The sequence below is a fragment of the Carnobacterium sp. ISL-102 genome (genome assembly GCF_018612935.1).
GTDB classification, from domain to species: Bacteria; Bacillota; Bacilli; order Lactobacillales; family Carnobacteriaceae; genus Carnobacterium_B; species Carnobacterium_B alterfunditum.
Genome location: NZ_JAGGRF010000005.1, coordinates 57,340 through 76,665 on the forward strand (window position 1 = coordinate 57,340; position 19,326 = coordinate 76,665).

The 19,326-nt window shown below is 35.3% G+C and carries 20 protein-coding genes and 1 pseudogene; 8 read left to right on the top strand and 13 right to left on the bottom strand.

Annotation, left to right across the window (positions count from 1 at the left end; all coding sequences use genetic code 11):
• Positions 1 to 682: 682 nt before the first annotated feature.
• The 4 genes from J7E16_RS05260 to lpdA are packed head-to-tail and all read right to left on the bottom strand — an operon-like array spanning position 683 to position 5,473.
• Complete coding sequence (locus tag J7E16_RS05260; RefSeq protein ID WP_214889542.1) at positions 683 to 1,990, bottom strand: dihydrolipoamide acetyltransferase family protein; 1,308 nt, start codon at positions 1,988 to 1,990, stop codon at positions 683 to 685.
• 16 nt (positions 1,991 to 2,006) lie between these two features.
• Positions 2,007 to 3,059, bottom strand: a complete 1,053-nt coding sequence (locus tag J7E16_RS05265; protein WP_214889544.1) for an alpha-ketoacid dehydrogenase subunit beta — start codon at positions 3,057 to 3,059, stop codon at positions 2,007 to 2,009.
• 19 nt (positions 3,060 to 3,078) lie between these two features.
• Positions 3,079 to 4,110, bottom strand: a complete 1,032-nt coding sequence (locus J7E16_RS05270; protein WP_285439374.1) for a thiamine pyrophosphate-dependent dehydrogenase E1 component subunit alpha — start codon at positions 4,108 to 4,110, stop codon at positions 3,079 to 3,081.
• Between the two features lie 13 nt (positions 4,111 to 4,123).
• Complete coding sequence (gene lpdA / locus J7E16_RS05275) at positions 4,124 to 5,473, bottom strand: dihydrolipoyl dehydrogenase (RefSeq protein WP_214889546.1); 1,350 nt, start codon at positions 5,471 to 5,473, stop codon at positions 4,124 to 4,126.
• Positions 5,474 to 5,615: 142 nt separating this feature from the next.
• On the opposite strand from lpdA, the gene J7E16_RS05280 reads away from it, so the two are divergent.
• From J7E16_RS05280 to relB, 3 genes are all read left to right on the top strand, one after another.
• Complete coding sequence (locus J7E16_RS05280) at positions 5,616 to 5,813, top strand: hypothetical protein (protein WP_214889548.1); 198 nt, start codon at positions 5,616 to 5,618, stop codon at positions 5,811 to 5,813.
• Positions 5,814 to 5,827: 14 nt separating this feature from the next.
• Positions 5,828 to 7,168 (top strand): DUF2254 domain-containing protein, encoded by a 1,341-nt coding sequence (locus tag J7E16_RS05285; RefSeq protein WP_214889550.1) that lies wholly within the window; start codon positions 5,828 to 5,830, stop codon positions 7,166 to 7,168.
• A 297-nt stretch (positions 7,169 to 7,465) separates the two neighbouring features.
• Entirely contained in the window at positions 7,466 to 7,687 is a 222-nt protein-coding gene (gene relB / locus J7E16_RS05290) for a type II toxin-antitoxin system RelB family antitoxin (protein WP_214889552.1), read from the top strand.
• Positions 7,688 to 7,941: 254 nt separating this feature from the next.
• Here the strand turns inward: relB and J7E16_RS05295 are convergent, their stop codons facing one another.
• Positions 7,942 to 8,388, bottom strand: a complete 447-nt coding sequence (locus tag J7E16_RS05295) for a GNAT family N-acetyltransferase (RefSeq protein WP_214889554.1) — start codon at positions 8,386 to 8,388, stop codon at positions 7,942 to 7,944.
• A 790-nt stretch (positions 8,389 to 9,178) separates the two neighbouring features.
• On the opposite strand from J7E16_RS05295, the gene J7E16_RS05300 reads away from it, so the two are divergent.
• A complete protein-coding gene (locus tag J7E16_RS05300; protein WP_214889557.1) occupies positions 9,179 to 11,233 on the top strand; it encodes a methyl-accepting chemotaxis protein in 2,055 nt (684 codons plus the stop codon).
• Here J7E16_RS05300 and J7E16_RS05305 read toward each other — a convergent pair.
• Positions 11,219 to 11,512: pseudogene (locus J7E16_RS05305) on the bottom strand (transposase); the annotation flags it as partial. The gene J7E16_RS05300 and the pseudogene J7E16_RS05305 overlap by 15 nt on opposite strands.
• 444 nt (positions 11,513 to 11,956) lie before the next feature.
• On the opposite strand from J7E16_RS05305, the gene J7E16_RS05310 reads away from it, so the two are divergent.
• From J7E16_RS05310 to J7E16_RS05320, 3 genes are read left to right on the top strand one after another with little or no spacing between them, the layout of a single operon-like run.
• Complete coding sequence (locus J7E16_RS05310; protein ID WP_214889560.1) at positions 11,957 to 12,376, top strand: MarR family winged helix-turn-helix transcriptional regulator; 420 nt, start codon at positions 11,957 to 11,959, stop codon at positions 12,374 to 12,376.
• A gap of 2 nt (positions 12,377 to 12,378) precedes the next feature.
• Positions 12,379 to 13,008, top strand: a complete 630-nt coding sequence (locus J7E16_RS05315) for a nitroreductase family protein (protein WP_214889562.1) — start codon at positions 12,379 to 12,381, stop codon at positions 13,006 to 13,008.
• A gap of 17 nt (positions 13,009 to 13,025) precedes the next feature.
• Positions 13,026 to 13,313: a putative quinol monooxygenase gene (locus tag J7E16_RS05320; protein ID WP_214889564.1), complete on the top strand. Its 288-nt coding sequence runs from the start codon at positions 13,026 to 13,028 to the stop codon at positions 13,311 to 13,313.
• A gap of 246 nt (positions 13,314 to 13,559) precedes the next feature.
• On the opposite strand, the gene J7E16_RS05325 is transcribed toward J7E16_RS05320, so the two are convergent.
• The 7 genes from J7E16_RS05325 to J7E16_RS05355 all read right to left on the bottom strand — a co-directional run bounded on the left by J7E16_RS05325 (position 13,560) and on the right by J7E16_RS05355 (position 17,311).
• On the bottom strand, positions 13,560 to 13,988 hold the full coding sequence (locus J7E16_RS05325) for a hypothetical protein (RefSeq protein ID WP_214889566.1): 429 nt from the start codon (positions 13,986 to 13,988) through the stop codon (positions 13,560 to 13,562).
• Positions 13,989 to 14,189: 201 nt separating this feature from the next.
• Positions 14,190 to 14,642 carry a GNAT family N-acetyltransferase gene (locus J7E16_RS05330; RefSeq protein WP_214889568.1) on the bottom strand — a complete coding sequence of 151 codons (453 nt, stop codon included), beginning with the start codon at positions 14,640 to 14,642 and terminating at the stop codon, positions 14,190 to 14,192.
• Positions 14,643 to 14,762: 120 nt separating this feature from the next.
• On the bottom strand, positions 14,763 to 14,936 hold the full coding sequence (locus J7E16_RS05335) for a hypothetical protein (protein WP_214889570.1): 174 nt from the start codon (positions 14,934 to 14,936) through the stop codon (positions 14,763 to 14,765).
• A 295-nt stretch (positions 14,937 to 15,231) separates the two neighbouring features.
• A complete protein-coding gene (locus J7E16_RS05340) occupies positions 15,232 to 15,468 on the bottom strand; it encodes a helix-turn-helix transcriptional regulator (RefSeq protein ID WP_214889573.1) in 237 nt (78 codons plus the stop codon).
• Positions 15,465 to 15,773 (bottom strand): DUF6442 family protein, encoded by a 309-nt coding sequence (locus J7E16_RS05345; protein WP_251006083.1) that lies wholly within the window; start codon positions 15,771 to 15,773, stop codon positions 15,465 to 15,467. Before J7E16_RS05345 ends, J7E16_RS05340 begins: the two co-directional genes overlap by 4 nt.
• A gap of 431 nt (positions 15,774 to 16,204) precedes the next feature.
• A complete protein-coding gene (locus J7E16_RS05350; protein ID WP_251006084.1) occupies positions 16,205 to 16,708 on the bottom strand; it encodes a DinB family protein in 504 nt (167 codons plus the stop codon).
• A gap of 435 nt (positions 16,709 to 17,143) precedes the next feature.
• A complete protein-coding gene (locus tag J7E16_RS05355) occupies positions 17,144 to 17,311 on the bottom strand; it encodes a hypothetical protein (protein ID WP_214889576.1) in 168 nt (55 codons plus the stop codon).
• A gap of 387 nt (positions 17,312 to 17,698) precedes the next feature.
• Between J7E16_RS05355 and J7E16_RS05360 the strand changes: the two genes are divergently transcribed.
• Positions 17,699 to 18,970: a DEAD/DEAH box helicase gene (locus J7E16_RS05360; protein WP_214889579.1), complete on the top strand. Its 1,272-nt coding sequence runs from the start codon at positions 17,699 to 17,701 to the stop codon at positions 18,968 to 18,970.
• Positions 18,971 to 19,326: the final 356 nt, after the last annotated feature.

Here is a 19,326-nt window from a genome sequence, read left to right on the forward strand (position 1 = left end):
TATTTATTTTTTTATTCGTTCAATCCTATTCTTTCACTATTTTACTTATACACAATATCTAGAACTAGCTAAAGCGAATCAAGCTTTTTAATTCAGAACAGTTTTCATTTCTAATTATATGATTGAATTTTATTAAAGTAAATAGCAATGTTAAAATATTCACAAAACATTAGAATACCCTTTCATATTTTAGTATCTTTTTCTGCTTGAGTATATGCAATAAGCCTTTGTTCGATCATCTCAGAACCGTTTTCTGTTTGAGCTAGTGCAACAAGGCTTTGTTCGATCAACTCAATACCATTTTTCTGTTTGAGTATGCCAAACAAGCCTTTGTTCGGTCAACTCAAAATCATTTTTCCGTTTGAGTATCCGCAACAAGCCTTTGTTCGGTCAACTCAAAATCATTTTTCTGTTTGAGTATGCCAAACAAGCCTTTGTTCGGTCAACTCAAAACAGAAGGCCAAAAATTAAAGTAAAACTAGTGGCAAAAATATAATTTTTTGAAAAAGGTGTTAATTATTCAGGTATCTATTGACTGAATATAGGTCAATTAAATTCTTTACTATATTTTGCCATGAAAAAGCGACCTCCAAAGGTTAGATTTTACTCTAACTTTTGGGGATCGCTAATTATTAGGTTCATTTTATAATGAGCCAGTCTCCTCTAATTTACACAAGCAAACTTACAAAACTAGCAAGTAAGGGTGTTCTATATATCGTGCTAGTGTGATGAGGAATTCACCTGCTACAGAACCATCAATAATTTGATGATCGAATGATAAACTAAGCGGGATCATAGAATGTTCTTTAACGTTACCCTCTTCATCCAGTTTCAATTCCTTTTGAAGAGCTCCGACACCCAGTATTGCTACTTCTGGGTTGTTCAATATTGGCGTGAAGTACTCTACTCCGCCGCCTCCCATATTGGTAATACTAAACGTACTACCATGCATTTCATCTGCTGAAAGAGTGCCTTGACGTCCTCGTTCACTTAAGTCTTTGATTTCATCCGCAATCTTTCCTATGGATTTCGTATCGGCATTTTGAATAACCGGAACAACCAATCCTTCATCCAATGCGGTAGCAATACCTAAATGGACTTCCTTCGGTTGCTCTAATTGTTGGCCGTCATAACGCGTATTTAATCGGTGGTCTTCTTTCAATGCTTGAGCCACAGCTTTAGCTAAAAGCGCGGTAATTGTTATCTTTGTATACGAGCCTGAGTCAGCCAACTCTTTTTTCAACACACTCCGGAATTCCATCAATTTTTCTACATCTACTTTGCGGTGCAGAGTCAACTGGGCAGTTTGAGAAAGGCTACGACGCATATTTTGGGCAATGACTTTACGCATGCCGCTAAGTCCTTCACCTACTGTTTCTTGCGTTTGTGGAGCAATCTTTTGGCCTGATGGAACAAGAGCAGCTTGAGCTTGTACAGCTGTTAACACATCATATTTAGTGATTCGTCCGTTACCGCCAGTTCCATGAATTTGACTAATATCTAGGCCTTTTTCTTTTGCCATCTTTTTAGCCAAAGGTGTAATGAAAAGACGTCCGATTTCTTTTGACGCACTTCCGGAAGGAACTCCTTGACGTGATTTATCGGGAGTGTCTGTAATCTCAAAAGTATCGGACTTTATTCCTGCAGATGCGGCTTGATCAATTTCAGACACGCCTTCTTCTGCTGATTGATTCACTACTGCCTCGACCGGAACTTCCATTTCACTACTTACTTGTTGCGTTTTCTCTGTTTCTTCTTCTCCAACTAACGCAAGGACTTCTCCGACCTTAGCCAGAGAACCTTCGTCAACCAAAATTTTTAAAACGACACCATCACCTGGAGATTCTACGTCTTGTGTTAATTTTTCTGAACTGATTGTACAAACCGTTTCTCCTTTTTTGACTGTTTCTCCGACTTGCTTATCCCAAACCTCAATAGTTCCTTCTGTCATCGTCATTCCTAATTTTGGCATCACAATTTCTTTACTCATATGTTCGTCACCTCCCTCATCGCTTTTGCTCTTTAAGATCAGTAATCAATTCTTCCGCTATCTTCAATACTTTCTTTTCATCGGGAATATAAGCTTTTTCTAAATTACTGGCAAATGGCACCGGCGTATTTGGAGCGGAGACTCTTTTAATTGGTCCGTCCAAATAATCAAATGCTTTATCGGCAACAGTTGCTGCTACATCTCCAATAATGTTCACATGTGGGTTAGATTCATCAATCAATACGAGACGTCCAGTTTTCTTTACAGAATTAAGGATTGTTTCTTCATCCCACGGAGCAAGAGTTCTCATGTCAATGACTTCTGCAGAAATGTTGTCTTTCGCCAACGCATCTGCCACTTTTTGTGCCACTTGAACCATTTTTCCAATAGCGACAATAGAAATATCCTCTCCTTCTTGGACAATAGCTGCTTTTCCAATTGGAACGGTATAGTATTCTTCAGGAACCTCGCCTTTCATTCCATAAAGTGATTTATCTTCAGAGAACACCACTACATTATTGTCTTCAATAGCCGCAAGCAGCAAGCCTTTCGCATCATATGGGTTAGATGGCACAACAACTTTCACACCCGGAATAGATGCCCATATACCATATAATGTTTGCGAGTGTTGAGCAGCTGCCCCTACACCTGCACCGTGAACCGTCCGTACTGTAAGTGGGATTGTCGCTTTTCCACCAAACATGTAACGCATTTTAGCTCCTTGGTTGAGAATCGGATCGAGCATAAATCCAATAAAGTCGTTAAACATGAGTTCAGCAATTGGACGCAATCCAGTCGCCGCCGCTCCTACCGCAGCACTGAAATACCCGTGCTCGGCAATTGGAGTGTCAATGACACGATTTCTTCCAAATTCACCGGCCATTCCTTTTGATAATCCGAAGACGCCACCAAAACCATCCTCGTCACGCCCGTCATCATGATGCAAGTGATCCACTCCGGCTCCACCCGCCACATCAGTTCCAATAAGTATCACCGATTCATCTTTTTTCATTGCTGTGACCATTCCATCAGTGATTGCACCCATAAATGTAAGAGTTCTATCTGCCATATTGTCTCGTCCTCCTTTGTCAGTCTGCGAATACATCAGTGTACAATTCAGATTCGTCAGGAAGAGGGCTGTTTCTAGAAAATTCCTCTGCCTTTTCAATAGTTTCTTGTGCTTCTTGCTCAATTTTTTTGGCTTCTTCTTCAGTGAACCAACCTTGTGTAATTGCTTCTTCCTTAAACAATGGAATTGGGTCTCGATTTGCATTTAAATCATCTGGAGATTTGTACTTCTGCTCGTCCCCTTCAAAGTGGCCGTAATTCCGGTAAGTGTCGCATTCAATCAATGTAGGACCTTCACCATTGAGTGCACGTTTTTTAGCTTCTTCAAAAGCGTTATAAATGGCGATGACGTCTTTCCCGTCTACTCGCACTCCAGGCATATTGTAAGAACTTGCCCGTTCAGAAACTGTTTTAGAAGCGCTCGAATAGGCAAAAGGTGTTCCTTCGCCAAACTGGTTATTTTCACAGACGAAAACGACTGGTAGTTTGAGAATGGAAGCTAAGTTTAAACCTTCATGGAACGTCCCTTCATTGGAAGCCCCATCTCCAAAGAATGATACTGCAACATTGTTCCGACCTAAGGTTTTGTGGCTTAATGCGGCCCCAGCTGCCATTGCAATTCCACCGCCTACAATTCCGTTTGCCCCAAGCATACCAGTACTTAAATCGGCAATATGCATTGAACCGCCCTTCCCTTTATTCAAGCCATCTTTTTTCCCCATGACTTCTGCCATCATACCGTTGATATTACAACCTTTAGCGATGGCGTGACCGTGTCCTCGGTGAGTACTAGTGATAGAATCCTCTTTATCCAACTGAGCCATTACCGCTGTGGCAATCGCTTCTTCTCCGGCATATAAGTGAACAAATCCCGGGATAGCTCCTGTAGAAAAAACTTCATGGATCTTATCTTCGAAGTGACGGATTTCATTCATCTTTTGGTAAATCCACAATGCTTTTCCTCTATCCAATGTTACCTGTTTATCAACTGTTTGTTCTGTTGATTCGACTTCCTGCATAACTTCTTTTATAGATTCATTTTCTATTGTCATTGTCAACTCTCCTTCACATATGAATGGCTTGGTTCCAGTTTGAATTGGCGGCTTCCCAAAATGCTTCTGAAATACTTGGATGAGGAAACGACATATGTGCCAATTCATACAGCGTTCCTTCACTTCTCTTAACGGTCAACAGACTTGAAATTAAATCAGTAGCATTTGGTGCAACTACAACTCCACCTAGAAGTTCCCCGTATTCTTTATCCGAGATCAATTTGATGTATCCCTCTGTTTCTCCAATCGCCAATGCTTTTCCGTTCCCTGATAATAGTGATTTTGCAACGTTGATCTCCCGACCTCCTTCTTTCGCTGATTTTTCATTCAATCCAAAAAATGCCACTTCTGGACTGGAATACATCGTGCCCGCGATAGCATCGTATTGAACAGAAGGTACGATCTCTCCTGCAATTTTGGCAGCAACATAAGGTCCTTCTTGCAGCGCTGAACCAGCGGATGTGGATCCTCCGATTACATCACCAATGGCATAGACATGAGGATGGGAAGTTTGGTAATTTTCATTCACTTTCAAAAATAGTTCTCGTTCCAAGTTCAATGAACGAACAACATCCGTATTTGGATTGTTCTGTCCAGCTAAAAGCACATGATCGAACGGAATCGTTTCATCCATCAATACCAATTCAGTATTGGTAATTTTCTTCCAGTTGGCTTTGGTCACCATTCGGATGTTATTAGATTCCATTGAATGTTTTACAATTTTTGCTGCATCATCATCTATATTTCCTAAAACAGAGGACTGTTCAGAAACAATAGTAACTTCTGTACCTAAAGGTCCAAGCGTAAAGGCTAAATTCACCGCATGGATCCCCTGGCCGATAATGACTAACTTTCTCGGCAGTTCTTTCAATTCGAAAAAATTTTTATGTGTTAAGAAAGGCACATCTTCAATTCCCGGAATGTCTGGTATTTTTGGGGTTCCTCCAGTAGCTAACAATAGATCTTTTGTTTGAAGGATTTCAGACCCTACTTTAACTGTCAAATCAGGGTTTACAGATGCTTCTCCTTTGAAAATCTTCACTTTATTTTTTTTCAAAATACTTTCCACTCCGAGAGTCAGTTGTTGGACTACTTGCTCTTTTCGTTTCATCAGCTTTGCGAAATCAATTTTCAAAGGTTCTTCTACAGAACCGATGCCTAATTGATTCGCTTTTTTAATTTGATTGACCAAATGGCTATGTTCAATCATTACTTTTGTTGGGATACATCCCGTGTTCAGACACGTCCCTCCGATATTACCTTTCTCCACTATAGCTACTTTTTTTCCATACTGAGCCAACCGGATAGCCGCTGAGTAACCACCCGGACCAGCACCTATAACGACTACATCAAAACTATCCATTCTATTTACCACTTCCCTTCCATATTAGGAACATGTAAAGAATTTCAACATAATGATAACGCTTACAATATATGTATACCGCTCTTTCGAAATGTTGTCAACCAAACGCCCTCCGGAAAAATTTTAACGGGGTGAACTAACAATGAAAAATAAGTATTATAAAAAACAGTCTATTATAGTACGATGTTTGGCATTGGCGATTGAAAACTTGCTAATGCCTTTTGTTGTGTTGCTGACAAGAAAGAAAATAGTAAGCGGAGTGTTTCCTTGTGATGGAATTATTGGGATTATGCTACAATACAATAAAAGAAAGCAGTTTTTATACGAATATTGCTTTTGAAAGGAGTAACTTTAATGATACAAACATTGCGATTATTTTTTGAAGAGAAAAGAATTTGGGTTACCTTAGGAGGGGGTGTCCTTTTTTCATTTTTACTGGCGATTGGAGTCATTTTACTCGATACCCGTATGGTTAATTTGCTGGATTATTCTCCGTCTTTTTTGTTGACGAGCGTGGATCTGTCGAAAGAAATTCTTAGTCTTTTAGCGGGGTCTCTTTTTTCAGTGGCTACTTTTACCTTTGCAACGATGCTATCTGTTATCTCTTTTTATTCTTCAAACTTCAGTCCGAGAACGGTGGAGAACTTTCTTTTACATAAAACCTCCATACAAACACTTGGGGTTTTCCTAGGTGGGTTTATATACTGTCTATCTTCACTTTTTTTTATGCGTAGTTCAGAAAATGAATACTTAGTTATATCAGCATCTGTTGCACTGGGATATGCACTGGCCTGTGTCGTTTATTTCATAAAATTTGTTTACAATGTGGCGACTTCCATTCAGCTAGGAACGTTAGTCAACAAACTTTACAATGAAGCAAACACGGTTATGAATGACACCATCACTTTTTTTCAAGAAGAAACGAAGGTCAATCACTTGCCAGATATCCATACATTGCATCAATATCCGATTCGAGCAGATAGAAACGGATATGTAGAGTCTATCAATTTCAATAGGTTGATAACGTTGAGCGAAGAATATGAAGGAGTGTTAGAATTAAACATTCGAATTGGTGTGTTTATTTCGCAGAATGAACCAGTGGGCACCTTTTATACAAACCACAAAAACGATATAGACGAGAATAACCAATTGAGCGGAAAAATCAATAGAACGTTGACATATGAAACCGAACCTTCTATCATGTATGATCCAAATTTTGCTCGACAAAAATTAGTAGAAGTCGCACTTCGGGCTGTCTCGCCGGGAATCAATGATCCCAACACCGCAATCCATATTTTACGATACAAAGCTTTATTGGATGCGAAGTTTGCTGCTATAGCTGGAAGGTTTGTTGTGCTCGGAGAAGAAAAAAATCAGGAGATAACAAAAGATGAGACTTTGCGTTACATCGGTTGTGTTTTTTATGACTTTAATAATTTTCCGAAAGATTTATATGAAAGCAATTGGCAGTTGATTCATTACATGAAAGAAGATATTTCTGGAGTATCTGCTCTGTTCGATTATTTACTGACTATTGCCTATAAAGCAGACAACGAGAAATTGGCCTATATCAAGGACTACAGCAATTATTTATATAACTTGACCAGTCCAAACTTTTCCGAGAGGTTGGACCAACAAAACATCGATGAAAGGCATCAGCGTCTTTTGGCCATCGAAAAAGGTATCAACGAGTAGTTTCAAATCATTACTCAGAGTTACTGTTTGTCATCCAATTTTTGTCCTTTATTTGATAGGCTTTCAGTTGCAAATAAAGGAAAGGAAACAAAAAAAGGAGTTTGTTCTTTTATAATCTATACTTTCAGTACATCGTATTTTTCTTAATGTCAAAACAAAATCAGATCCCAATACATGAAATTGCAAAGAATCGTGTACTCAGAACCTTTATATTTCGAGGTTCTTTTTTCGTTAATAAGAGTTGATTTTTGAGTGTTTTACGCTATTTTATAAAGTAAAGAGAAGGAGTTGATTCTAGTGACTGTAGTCTCCCTAAGAATTGATACCCAAGAAGAACAATTGATCAAAGAATATGCTAAAGCTAATAACATCTCGGTTTCAGCTTTGTTTAGAAATGCTGTTTTAGAAAAAATTGAAGATGAAATTGATTTGAGCTTATATAACCAAGCGATGTCTGAACACAAAGAAGATCCAAAAAGTATTTCTTTTGAAGATATGCTAAAGGAGTTAGCGGATTAAATGAATTCAGGTCATCAAGTAGTGTTTGAAAAAGGAGCTCAAAAAGCTTAAAAAAAAAAATGGATAAACAGGTAGCGACCCCCAAAAGTTTAGATTTTACTCTAATTTTTGGGGGTCGCTACCTTTAGACACTCTTTTATTTCTTCAACAAGTACCAAGATAGTGTTATTGATTGGCACATATACGTCTGCTGATTACTTAATACTCATCTCATATAACTGTTTGAATATCATCTTTTTGACTTTTCATATTTTTTAAAGATTATTGTATACCATTTCCATATGCGGAATACCATCTTCCAAATACACCTGCGAAACCTTCACAAACCCTAAACTCGAATAAAATTCCAGCAAATACTCCTGTGCAGATATTCTAATTACTTTTTCATTTAAATTGTCCTCAATAAATGCTATTGCACGTGACATCATTTCTTTTGCAAGTCCCTTGCTGCGATATTTTTTATTAACTAGTACTCTTCCTATAGATACCTCATTAAATGAAACACCCTTCTCGAGTATCCGTAAATATACAAGAATTTCTCCATCTTCTTCCCCAAATAAATGATAGGCTTTTTTGTCTTTGCCATCACTTTCTTCATAAATACACTGTTGCTCTATTACAAACACTTCACTTCTAATTTTTATAATTTCATACAACTCGTCGTTACTCAATTCGTTAAATGTTTTTATTTTCCATTCCATAGTTTTTTTCTCCTTTTTTTATCTATATTTTAATTAACCAGTCCCCTTAAACTCTCACTCGTTCTTGCAAATTTTTTTTTGTACTATCTTTTAGTTCTTGATTCATAAACCTCTGATATAATTTTCTTCTAAAATAATCATTATGTGGAGGATCATATTCTTGAAGCAAAGTATCCAAATAATAAGCCAAATGCAGAACCTAAAACTATCATATTTAGTAAAGCAGTTGCTAAAAGTAAACTAAGAATTATGGCCACAATACAACCAATCATCATTCCAAACGGCGTTAAACTAACTAATACCATTTGAGCTCTTTTTGATTGCTTCTTACCCAGGTTACCTCTCTCATATTTAGAATCTCCTTCCCTTATTTTTAAGACTATCATAAAAAAAATCATATGAACACATAGACAATCAGAATCTTTTTGTGCTCTTACTTAGAACTTATTCTTTTAGACATTTGAGAATGTCAATCTATAAAAGAATGTTATTTTATCGAATTTATTTTTTCAAAAATAAATTTTGCCATGAATAGAAAAATGATAGAATACCTGTCAACATATTTAAATTAAAAATGCTGTCTTTAATTATAAAGGCAACTAATTTTTTTGGAAAATAAGCTTAATTTCACAATGAAATTACCGATTATAATTTATATATAAGAGTAGTTTGGGGAGGTACTGCGGATTTGATTTCGTCTAATTTATCATATGCAAATTGATTGTTTTTTTAATTAGTATCAGATGATTTTTATAAAACTTTATACCGGAAATAGAGAGGGATGAAATGAATGTCACTACAAAAGCAAAAAAATAACAAAAAATCTATAAGGACTCGATTATTTCCTTTGTTTATAGGATTAGCTATGACACCTGTTATAATAGGCCTGCTTTTGTCTTATAATGAAACGATGAATTTACTCGAAAACAGAGTAATAACAGGTCAGAAACAAGCAACTTCTGCGGTTGTCACGATGTTAAATGAGACGGTAGAAACAGCAGAGCAGTCAGTCAGTATCATGGCGGCAAATGAAAGTACTCTAGATGCGAATAATAGTGATAATCTAGCTATTTTAGATGACAAACTGGATATAGTTAGAGATAGCAATCCTCAATTTTTATATACATATTATTATGCACCAGAAACTGGAATGGTAGGGAGCACAGAAGGTATCCCTTCCGATTATGATGGAACGAGTCGTGATTGGTATATAGATGCGATGGATGAAAACGGCTCAACGTATTGGTCATTACCTTATACAGATGCTGGAACAGGAGAAGTAACAGTCACGGCTTCGCAAGCTATTGGAGATATGGGAGTCATTGGGTTAGATATCGGTTTAGGAAAAGTTGCTACTAAAGTGGCTGAAGTTAGTTTCGGGAATACTGGAGAAGTGTATGTTATTTCAGAAGATGGCTACGTTCAAATGTCAAAAAATGATGAATGGATAGGTACCGATATAAGTAAAGAAGCGATTTTTACGGAAACTACTGATGAAGTGGGGTACTTGAACAATGCGGATGAACATGGTGGCTTCGCAGATTATTATGAAACTGAGCCAGCTTTAGGTTTTACTGTCTACGGAACAGTTGATGAGACAGAAATGCGAAATGAAATACGCTCATTTTTAACTATCGCATTGCTGGTCTTAGGTATTTCGTTATTATTAGCCATAGTCGCTGCTTATATACTTACTAAATATTTAACTACAATCACAAGTGGAATTGAAAATGCCTTAGAAAAAGCTAAACTTGGAGATTTATCCATACGTTTAACCGGTAATGATTTATTTAGATCAAGGAAAAAAAGTGGTAATCAAAATTACAAAGAAAAAGATTTGAAATATAATGGAGATGAATTCCATCAAATTGCCATTGGATTTAATGATACGATGGATAGTTTCTATAATACGGTTTCCATGATTCAAGGGAATAGTCAAACAATTTTAGATATGTCTAAAACGTTAAATGAGATTGGCAGTCAGACAAGCTCAGCTACTGAAGAAGTTTCAGAAACCATAAATGAAATTGCTCAAAGTACTGGATCACAAACACACGATACGGAAAATACTCTAAGCCTCATGAATCATTTAGCAGATTCAATTTCGACCATTGAAACTGAAATGGGAAAAATGGGAACTATGGCAGATAAAACAATAGTAGCAAGTGGAAATAACAATACTTCAATGCAAGAAGTGAGTCATAATTGGAATGAAACAAGTGGAATTTTAGATGATTTAAAAAATGACATTAAAAAAGTAGATACTGAAATCCAAAGTATTGAAGGGATCACACAAATCATTAAAAGTATCTCTGAACAAACCAACTTACTCGCTTTAAATGCTTCTATAGAGGCTGCGCGCGCAGGTGAAGCTGGAAAAGGTTTCTCTGTAGTAGCGGAAGAAATACGTAAATTAGCTGAAAAAAGCAATGCATCGTCAGAAAATATCAACAAAATCATTCAAACGATTCAAGGGAAATCTACTGCTATGGTATCGACATTAAATACGGCTTCAACCGGTAGTCAGAAACAAACTGAGATGATTCGACAAGCAATCGATTCTAATGAAGAAGTAGTTGATCAAGTGAAGCAATTGGTTGAAACTATTGTAACAGCTTCTCAAGGTAGTCAAGAAATCAATAAAAACAAAGATAATGTAGTAGCATCTTTAGAAAACATTGCGGCTTCTGCAGAAGAAATCTCTGCTGGGACAGAACAAGTTTCTTCTAATGCTGAAGAAATTTTAGCAACGATGCAAGAATTCTCATCTAACATCTCTCAACTAGAAGGAATAGCAGAAAAGTTAAAAGAATCTGCTGGACACTTTAAATTATCCTTGCATTAATTTTTGCATTATTTTGATGAATTGTAATATTAAGTTAGACAAAATATCTTCATCCATGTAAGTCAAAAATGCTTCCAGTGGCGTCTTATACTTCAATGATTTTCTTGGAATAGTATTTCTATTATCTGCATCAGAGGAAACAAGCGATTGGTCGACTTGATTAAAGTCCATTTCTTTTGGCAAGCCATCTTTTCGAATCAAACCATTCGAATTCTCGTTTAAATCTCGTTGTGAAGGTGTTCCTGGATCTGTAAAATAAATAACAACATCCTGTTGGTGATAATAAGATTCTATCATCATTAGCCCATCCGTGGCAAGATGTGTGTAGGCCATTCGTGATCACTCCCCTATCTTCTTTAGTAGGAAATAGAGGTTGAGTGTACCATGAATGGCTTTTTTATTTGTCTAGCTTAATTTTAAAATTGGCGGAATATAAAAATGCTTATAACCCCTCCTCTTTTTGATTGTGGTTCATTTATAGCATTTGCCAACTGGTTTAATCGTTGTTTTCTCATCTTAATAATAAAGAAAAAAATAGCTCTATTTGTAATTAATTCGTTCATTGTCACAGTGATTAATCCCCTTAGACTAGCTATCACAACTAAAATAATAAAAATATTAATTGGTCACATTTATTTTTTTATTTACAAAACAATATTTAAAGGTTATAGTTGACTCGTCAATGATTGACCAGTCAACTATAACTTTAAAAGGAGGTGTAGTTTGAATCTTAGAGAATTTAGTAGCCTTCTTTATCAGATAAAGATTGCGAACCAGGAACTGACATCCAAATTTGAAAAAGTAACTGGGTTTAGTTTGACCAGATACGAATTAATGATGATGCTTAAAGAAACAGGGAAATGTTCACAAAAGGAAATACAGCATAGGTTAGGTATAGATAGTGCTGCCGTTACAAGACATTTGAAAATTCTAGAAGAAAAAGAATACGTTATTCGAGAAAGAAATAAAGAAAATAATCGAGAATTCTTCGTAGAAATTACCCAAAAAGCAAAAATGGATCTTGAAACCTGTGAGAAAGAACATGATAGACCACAAAATCCCTTATATGATGTGCTTAGTTCTACAGAAGAAAAACAATTACAACTATTGCTTAAAAAACTAATCAAACAAGAAGAGGTTTAAAAATGACAGTAAATAATGATTTTTCAGATATCGCTTATAATAGAAAATCTATCAGAGTGTACGATGAAAGTGTTAAAATTTCTAATGAAGAAATGCTTGAAATGATCCAAAAATCAACTATCGCACCATCATCAGTAAATATGCAGCCTTGGCGTTTCGTAGTCGTCGAGAGTCCTGAAGAAAAACAAAAATTGAAACCTTTAATTCGTTTCAACACAAGACAAAATGATACCTCTTCAGCAATGATCCTTATATTTGGAGATATGGAATGTTATGAGTATGGGGAAGAAATTTATAATCAAGCAGTCATTGAAGGTAAAATGTCTCCACAAGTGAGAGATGAGCAATTAGCTGCAATCATCCCTTATTACAAAAATTTAACTAGAGAAGCAATGAATGATGTCGTAAAAATTGATTCCAGTTTAGCTGCTATGCAATTTATGCTGGTCGCACGTGCTCATGGATATGATACCAATCCTATTGGTGGATTTGAAGCTGATCAATTAGCAGAAGCATTTGGCTTGAATAAAGACCGTTATGTACCTGTCATGATTCTATCCATTGGTAAAGCTTTAGAAGAAGGATATAATTCTATTCGTCTTGATGCAAAAGAATTCATTACTTTTAAATAAGAGAGGAAGATTAGCAGATGAAAGTTATTAACGCCTCATTTTTTATCAAAGAAGATCAACGCGAGAATTTTCTATCAGACACCAAAGAACTAATTTCAGCAACTAGAAAAGAAGAAGGTTGTTTAGCCTACAATCTTTACGAATCACTAGAAGAAAGAAATGCTTTCATTATGGTAGAACTTTGGAAAGATCAAGCTGCAATTAATAATCATAATCAAAGTTCTTTACTACAAAGTTTATTTAGTAAAATAGCTGATTTCAGTACAAAAGCACCAGAATTAAAAATTTCCGAATTAAGTGAATAAATTATGTCTGCCTAGATTAGAAAGAATTAAGTTGAAAGTCACTTGATGGATTACTCAAAACCCAAGGAGCATATAATAGATTCATTGGGTTAGGATTTGCTCTATGGTGCATTTTTATCAATAGATTCTTTTGAAGACACAAGATTGTTATTAGTTTACAGTATACAAAAATGGATCCTATAGAAAACACTTTTTTAGTGTTCATTCTATAGGGTCCATTTTAATTTTATTAAACCTTTTTTTATTTTAACTGATTAAAATTTTAAACCAGTTAATTAACACCGATATCTCATCCTCATAAATTATGGCAGCGACATTTGTTCCATCTGTTATAATTAAGGAGTCCAAAGGCACATTGTTTTTCTCTACGACTTCAGATAATGCACTATCTGGCCAGTTTGTTCCACATAAAAATGGAGGCTCTGCTCCCACTAAAAATCTTGAAGGGTCTTTTTTCAGCTGTGAAATCAACTTGTGATTGAGATCATAACCTAAAAATTCATACACTTGATTATTTACTTCTGCGATAATTGTCAATTTATGCAATGATGATCTAAACAATCTTTTTTGTTCTTTAATAGTAGGTTTAAACTTGAAAGTTACTTCTTTTAATGTTAGTGGTTTAGTTTTTTCTAAATGATAAGTTGCTTGTTCTAAATTCATAGCTATTTCCATAATCTCATTCCTTTATTTATATTTTGGCGTTTTATTTGTTAATAGAAGAATCTAGAAATAATCAGTTAAATTTTTTTAAGGATAGCAACTCTTAATATTTACAGACATACATTAAATTGTATAGAACTATGTATCGAGAAATTTGTCATACCAATTTTCTTTTTTTATTTTAAAGAGAAATTTCAAATGAGCGCTCATTAATTATAGATCTTGAGATAGCCGAATCATATCAATACATTGTATGCCGTTTTCAAAAATTTCCTTTGCATAATGTTTAGTGAAAAAATTTATATCTACACCAGTAATTCTGAAATGACATTTTTGATAAAGGGTTAATGGTCCTATACTTGAATTACCTGTTCCGACTTCTATTATTTTATATCCATCGATTTTTGCTTTTTCAATTGCAGCTAAGACTAGCTGTCTGCCAATACCCTCTCCTTGCCGTTCTTCTGTAACAGCGATATTTATTAATTCTATTGTTTCAGGTCTTGTAGGTAGAAGTACAAATACGCCAATAACTTTTTGTTGTTCTTCAGCTACAAAACATAACCCTCTTTTCACATAATTGTTGATACTATTTTGAGAAGGATCTGCAGATAATAGAAGATCTAACGGTCTAGCTTCAAATTTATTTAGCTTTCTGATATCCATTATATTCTCCTTTGTGATTTATAGAATTAATAATAAAATGTTTTTTGCGTACAGTACACGAAACTAGATAAAATCGTGCATCAAAAGAAGCACTCTTCAACCAAGATAATGCTCCGTTTTTTATTTAATTTGATCTTTATTTTGGATAGCATTTTTTAGTTCAATGATCTCTTTTTCTAAACTATTAATCTTTTTTTCTAATTTAGATACATCGGATCTTACAACTGATAATGCACCTAAGTAAATAGCTACAGCTGGCAAAAATATTAAAAAAAAGTTGCTAGTTTCTCCCAAATTGACACCTTCTAACTTTTTAATCTGAACATTTAATTTTATTGGTGAGATGAGTAAAAGTTCCAAGTTATAGCTTTTGCAAATCCCGTGTAATTATAACGTCCTTTTACATAAGATAACAAAAGATATCACAAAAAGAAACCGTTAACAATGCATATTTTAAAAAAGATAAAATAAATATTTTTTTAAAGTCTCTCTAACTTTAATTCTGCCAGCAAGTTTTCTTTAAACACATGAAATTGGGTAGAATCGTATATCCAGAAATTTGTATTAACAAGATTTTTTTTTTTTATATTTAATCAAAGTAGAATAACTCTTCAAATTTTTTATCTAAAGCGATACATAATATCAATGCTAATTTTGCTGTAGGAACAAATACACATCTCTCTATTGAACCAATCGTATTTCTAGAAACACCGATCATATCTGCGAGTTGTTGTTGAGAAAGCCCTAATTCTCTACGAATGTCTTTTAAATGATTTCTCAGTTCTAAATCTATATCTCCGGAATAATTTTTATCCTGTTTACTCATATCGTTTCAATCACATACCAAACTAAGAATGTAATTCCAATAAGGGCAGTAATAATACCATATACCAAGGTATCTTTTTCTTTTGTTTGCTTATAACGACCAATGCTATGAAAAGATAAAAAAGATAATGAGATTGCACCAGTATCTCCAAACGGCAAATTCATATATATTTTATAGATAGTTATAATCATGATTACCATAAGCATAGCAAAGAAGCCTTTCTCATCACTAATATCATTAATATAGTCATTACCTTCATCGCTCTTTTCATTTCGATAACTGTTTAATAACTTTTCTTTTTTCATAATTATCCTCCTTTTCTAATGACAAGTTTGTTTGTCTGATTAAAGAATAGCGCAGACAAGCCTACTTGTCAATTCTGTTCTTTATTTGAATAATCTTTTTATACATTAAATTGTATAAAGTCATGTATTGTAAAACAAGAGCTCTAACACTTTTCATTAGAGTGTTAGAGCTCTTGTTTAGTTAGTTTATACAATTTTCAGCGATTTTATAGACGGTTTCTTTATCTCTTTTTCCAATAACAACAACTTAGATCACTTCAAATTCATCTTGTACTTCTCTAAAAATAACACGAAGTCCCATTTTTTTGTTTTTCAGTTTATTACATTGAGCTAAAGAGCCATGTAACGAATAGGCCTTCTGATGTACCGCAACTAAATACACAACGAATAAGCTGTAATTAAGCGAGAAAGTTAATTAATCGCACTTTCTATTATTCATCAATCACCAAACGACGTGTATAAACGGCTTGTCCTGAATGCATAACGGCATCATCAATAATAGAAATAAGTCGAGCTTGATGAGTTACTGGTGGAGACCAATTTTCATCAACAATTTTATCTAAAGTATCTTCATTTAAATTAGCTAGATAATCCTTTGCTAATTTGATACTGACATCTAAATAATCACTTAAGAGATTTTTGTCAGAAACAGTGACTTGTTCAGCTTCTTCTGATGTATGTTTGTATTCGGGCGTATCATCTGGGAGCGGCAAATCAAAACGTTTATTCCACCCATTCCTTGTATACAGTGCTTCTTCGCCTTTTAAATCAGAAATCTGCATATCAATTTCACGAGCATTATGCCAAAAGAGCCAAGTTACTGATTTAAGTAAAGGATGTGGCATTTTATTGGCCTCTTCTACCGTCATTTTGTCCAAAGTTTCTTCAAAACGTTCTTGAACACGATCTAATAGTTCTACTTGTATAGTTGTCATCTCTATCACTCCTTGAAGTGATTTTACCACCCACCAAAAGATTTGTTAATTAAAACGCTAGAAAGCAAAACGTGAATTTTTCTCTATTATCAAATAATCTAAAGGGCAAAAGCAGTTCTCAATTGAAGTGTTCCTCTCTTCTTTATATAAACGCCATATAAACGTCGATTATATAAATAAGTTAGACAAATTAAAAAAACATTCGTGGTTCACTCAACCTATATTTCTTACTAAAGAAGACTGGGAGTTATCACGAATGACCTACACACAGCTTACCAATGGTGAGCTATTCATAAATAAAAAAAGACTTTTCAGTTTTGAAAGGTCTTTTTTATTCGTGAAAATATAAGTTAAACAATAATTTTTTATAGTTTACGTGATTTTTGCCTCAGTAAGAATGTTTTATGTTTAATAAGTAAAACTTGTTATACAAATTTATTTACAACCTCTTTTGTCACAAGTAACTGATTTTGATGTTGACTCCCAATCTTCAAGGTTATCATTAATTTGTGCACCACACCCAGTATAATTTCCTTCTTTAACATGTATCTTGCCTTTTTCAGACTTTTTAGTATCATTACCAATGTATTTAATTTTTTCCATTGAATTTCCTCCTTTGAATAACTACAGATCATTATTATTAACTTATATATGTAAGCGTATACTTTTTATTCATTTAAAACAAGGTTTAAATTGATTACCTTTAGTTTCTTATTATCTGATTTATCAAATTAAGTTAGACAAAATATACCATTGTTATACTTGTATGTATTGGATATCTCATATTTTTTCTCAAAAATAAAATAATATGACTCTAACTTCCATTTCTGATACAATAAGCCAGTCACACTATTTCTCAGAGAAATTATATACCTGTTCGGATCAGGTCGGTTTTTGAAAAATAGTCAGACTCTTGTATGCTAAACCAACCTAATCCGAAACACATTCACAAAAATCAAATGCATGTATAACATGCCGAGGGAGAACAACTTGTTATTTAATGAATTAGAATTGAACCAACACCTATTGCACGCACTGGAAGAGGCCGGCTATACGAAAGCAACGCCTATTCAAGAGGATGCCATTCCGCATCTGATGAACAACAAGGACTTGTTGGGTTGTGCCCAGACTGGTACTGGTAAGACTGCTGCCTTTGCCCTACCCATCCTTCAAAATATTATGGAAGAAAAAACAGTTGGAAAAGGTGCCATCAAAGCCTTAATCCTTGCTCCTACCCGTGAACTTGCTATTCAAATCGGTGAAAGTTTCCAAATATACGCTAAATACCTTCCTTTGAATATCCAAGTAATTTTTGGCGGTGTTTCCCAGAATCCTCAGACAGCTACGCTGAAACGCGGAACGGATATCCTAGTCGCGACGCCAGGCAGACTATTGGACCTTATCAGACAAGGATATGTCAAGCTGAACCAGGTTGATTTCTTCGTCTTGGATGAAGCCGATATGATGTTGGATATGGGAATGCTACGTGATGTACGCCATATTATCCGTGAATTGCCTAAGAAACGTCAAAGTATGTTCTTTTCAGCAACGATGCCGAAAGAAATCGAAAAACTTGCTGGAACCATTTTATTAAACCCGGTAAAAGTGGTTGTCAATCCGGTTTCATCAACTGTTGAAGTCATCCAACAGAGCGTTTATCGCGTAGCCAAGACCGACAAAACTAACCTACTTATCCATCTTTTGAAGAATAAGCAGGTTGAGCGCTCCCTAGTCTTCTCCAGAACTAAGCATGGCGCCAACAAAATCGTCAAAAAACTTTTGCAAGCGGGTTTCTCCGCCGAAGCGATTCATGGCAACAAGTCCCAGAATGCGCGTCAACAAGCTTTAGAAAACTTCAAAACCATGAAAACTAGTGTTCTCGTAGCGACAGATATCGCAGCCCGTGGTATCGATGTGCCTGAGCTTTCGCAAGTTATCCAATTTGACTTGCCTGAAGTTCCAGAAACCTACGTTCACCGCATCGGCCGTACAGGACGAGCAGGGCTAAGTGGAAAAGCTATCTCTTTCTGTGATGAAACAGAATCAGACTTGTTGCGCGACATTGAAAAACTTAGTAAGAGGAAAGTTCCAGTCATAAAAGACCATCCTTATTTGTTAAAAGAAGGCACTCAAGCACCAACACAGCAGGCGAAAAAAGCAGTTTCTACGCGCAATAATGGAACACAAACAAAAAAGAAACAAGGTCGAAGAGGTGGTCAAAAATCCGCGCAAAGACCTCGTGTACAAACGAAAAACACGTAAAGTAATCGGTTGACAAAGCCACCCGCTTTTATATCGGTAATGACTTAGGTGAAGTAGAGGAAACTAAAAAAACATTCATTAAATATTAATATACTATTTTTCAACTTACTACTATCAAAATATATGCCAGCAGTTAAGGTTTGAAGCTACTCAATGGAGAGTGGCTTTTTTAGTAGTTAAAATTTCTTCCTAAATAGACGTGTTTGCTGGTAGAAAGCTATGGGACAAAACCTAGGGTAGTGACCCCCAAGAGTTAGATGTCACTCTAACTTTTGGGGGTTGAATATTGCGAAAGATTAGAGCCACTTGTGCGGACTTTAGAGCCAGTGATTGCGTTGGATAGATCCGTTCAGTGC

What these genes read in the sequence shown, in the direction of transcription:
- J7E16_RS05260 (WP_214889542.1), bottom strand. Translation starts at nt 1,990, where the DNA reads ATGAGTAAAGAAATTGTGATGCCAAAATTAGGAATGACGATGACAGAA.
- J7E16_RS05265 (WP_214889544.1), bottom strand. Translation starts at nt 3,059, where the DNA reads ATGGCAGATAGAACTCTTACATTTATGGGTGCAATCACTGATGGAATG.
- J7E16_RS05270 (WP_285439374.1), bottom strand. Translation starts at nt 4,110, where the DNA reads ATGACAATAGAAAATGAATCTATAAAAGAAGTTATGCAGGAAGTCGAA.
- lpdA (WP_214889546.1), bottom strand. Translation starts at nt 5,473, where the DNA reads ATGGATAGTTTTGATGTAGTCGTTATAGGTGCTGGTCCGGGTGGTTAC.
- J7E16_RS05280 (WP_214889548.1), top strand. Translation starts at nt 5,616, where the DNA reads ATGAAAAATAAGTATTATAAAAAACAGTCTATTATAGTACGATGTTTG.
- J7E16_RS05285 (WP_214889550.1), top strand. Translation starts at nt 5,828, where the DNA reads ATGATACAAACATTGCGATTATTTTTTGAAGAGAAAAGAATTTGGGTT.
- J7E16_RS05295 (WP_214889554.1), bottom strand. Translation starts at nt 8,388, where the DNA reads ATGGAATGGAAAATAAAAACATTTAACGAATTGAGTAACGACGAGTTG.
- J7E16_RS05300 (WP_214889557.1), top strand. Translation starts at nt 9,179, where the DNA reads ATGTCACTACAAAAGCAAAAAAATAACAAAAAATCTATAAGGACTCGA.
- J7E16_RS05315 (WP_214889562.1), top strand. Translation starts at nt 12,379, where the DNA reads ATGACAGTAAATAATGATTTTTCAGATATCGCTTATAATAGAAAATCT.
- J7E16_RS05320 (WP_214889564.1), top strand. Translation starts at nt 13,026, where the DNA reads ATGAAAGTTATTAACGCCTCATTTTTTATCAAAGAAGATCAACGCGAG.
- J7E16_RS05325 (WP_214889566.1), bottom strand. Translation starts at nt 13,988, where the DNA reads ATGGAAATAGCTATGAATTTAGAACAAGCAACTTATCATTTAGAAAAA.
- J7E16_RS05330 (WP_214889568.1), bottom strand. Translation starts at nt 14,642, where the DNA reads ATGGATATCAGAAAGCTAAATAAATTTGAAGCTAGACCGTTAGATCTT.
- J7E16_RS05340 (WP_214889573.1), bottom strand. Translation starts at nt 15,468, where the DNA reads ATGAGTAAACAGGATAAAAATTATTCCGGAGATATAGATTTAGAACTG.
- J7E16_RS05345 (WP_251006083.1), bottom strand. Translation starts at nt 15,773, where the DNA reads ATGAAAAAAGAAAAGTTATTAAACAGTTATCGAAATGAAAAGAGCGAT.
- J7E16_RS05350 (WP_251006084.1), bottom strand. Translation starts at nt 16,708, where the DNA reads ATGACAACTATACAAGTAGAACTATTAGATCGTGTTCAAGAACGTTTT.
- J7E16_RS05355 (WP_214889576.1), bottom strand. Translation starts at nt 17,311, where the DNA reads ATGGAAAAAATTAAATACATTGGTAATGATACTAAAAAGTCTGAAAAA.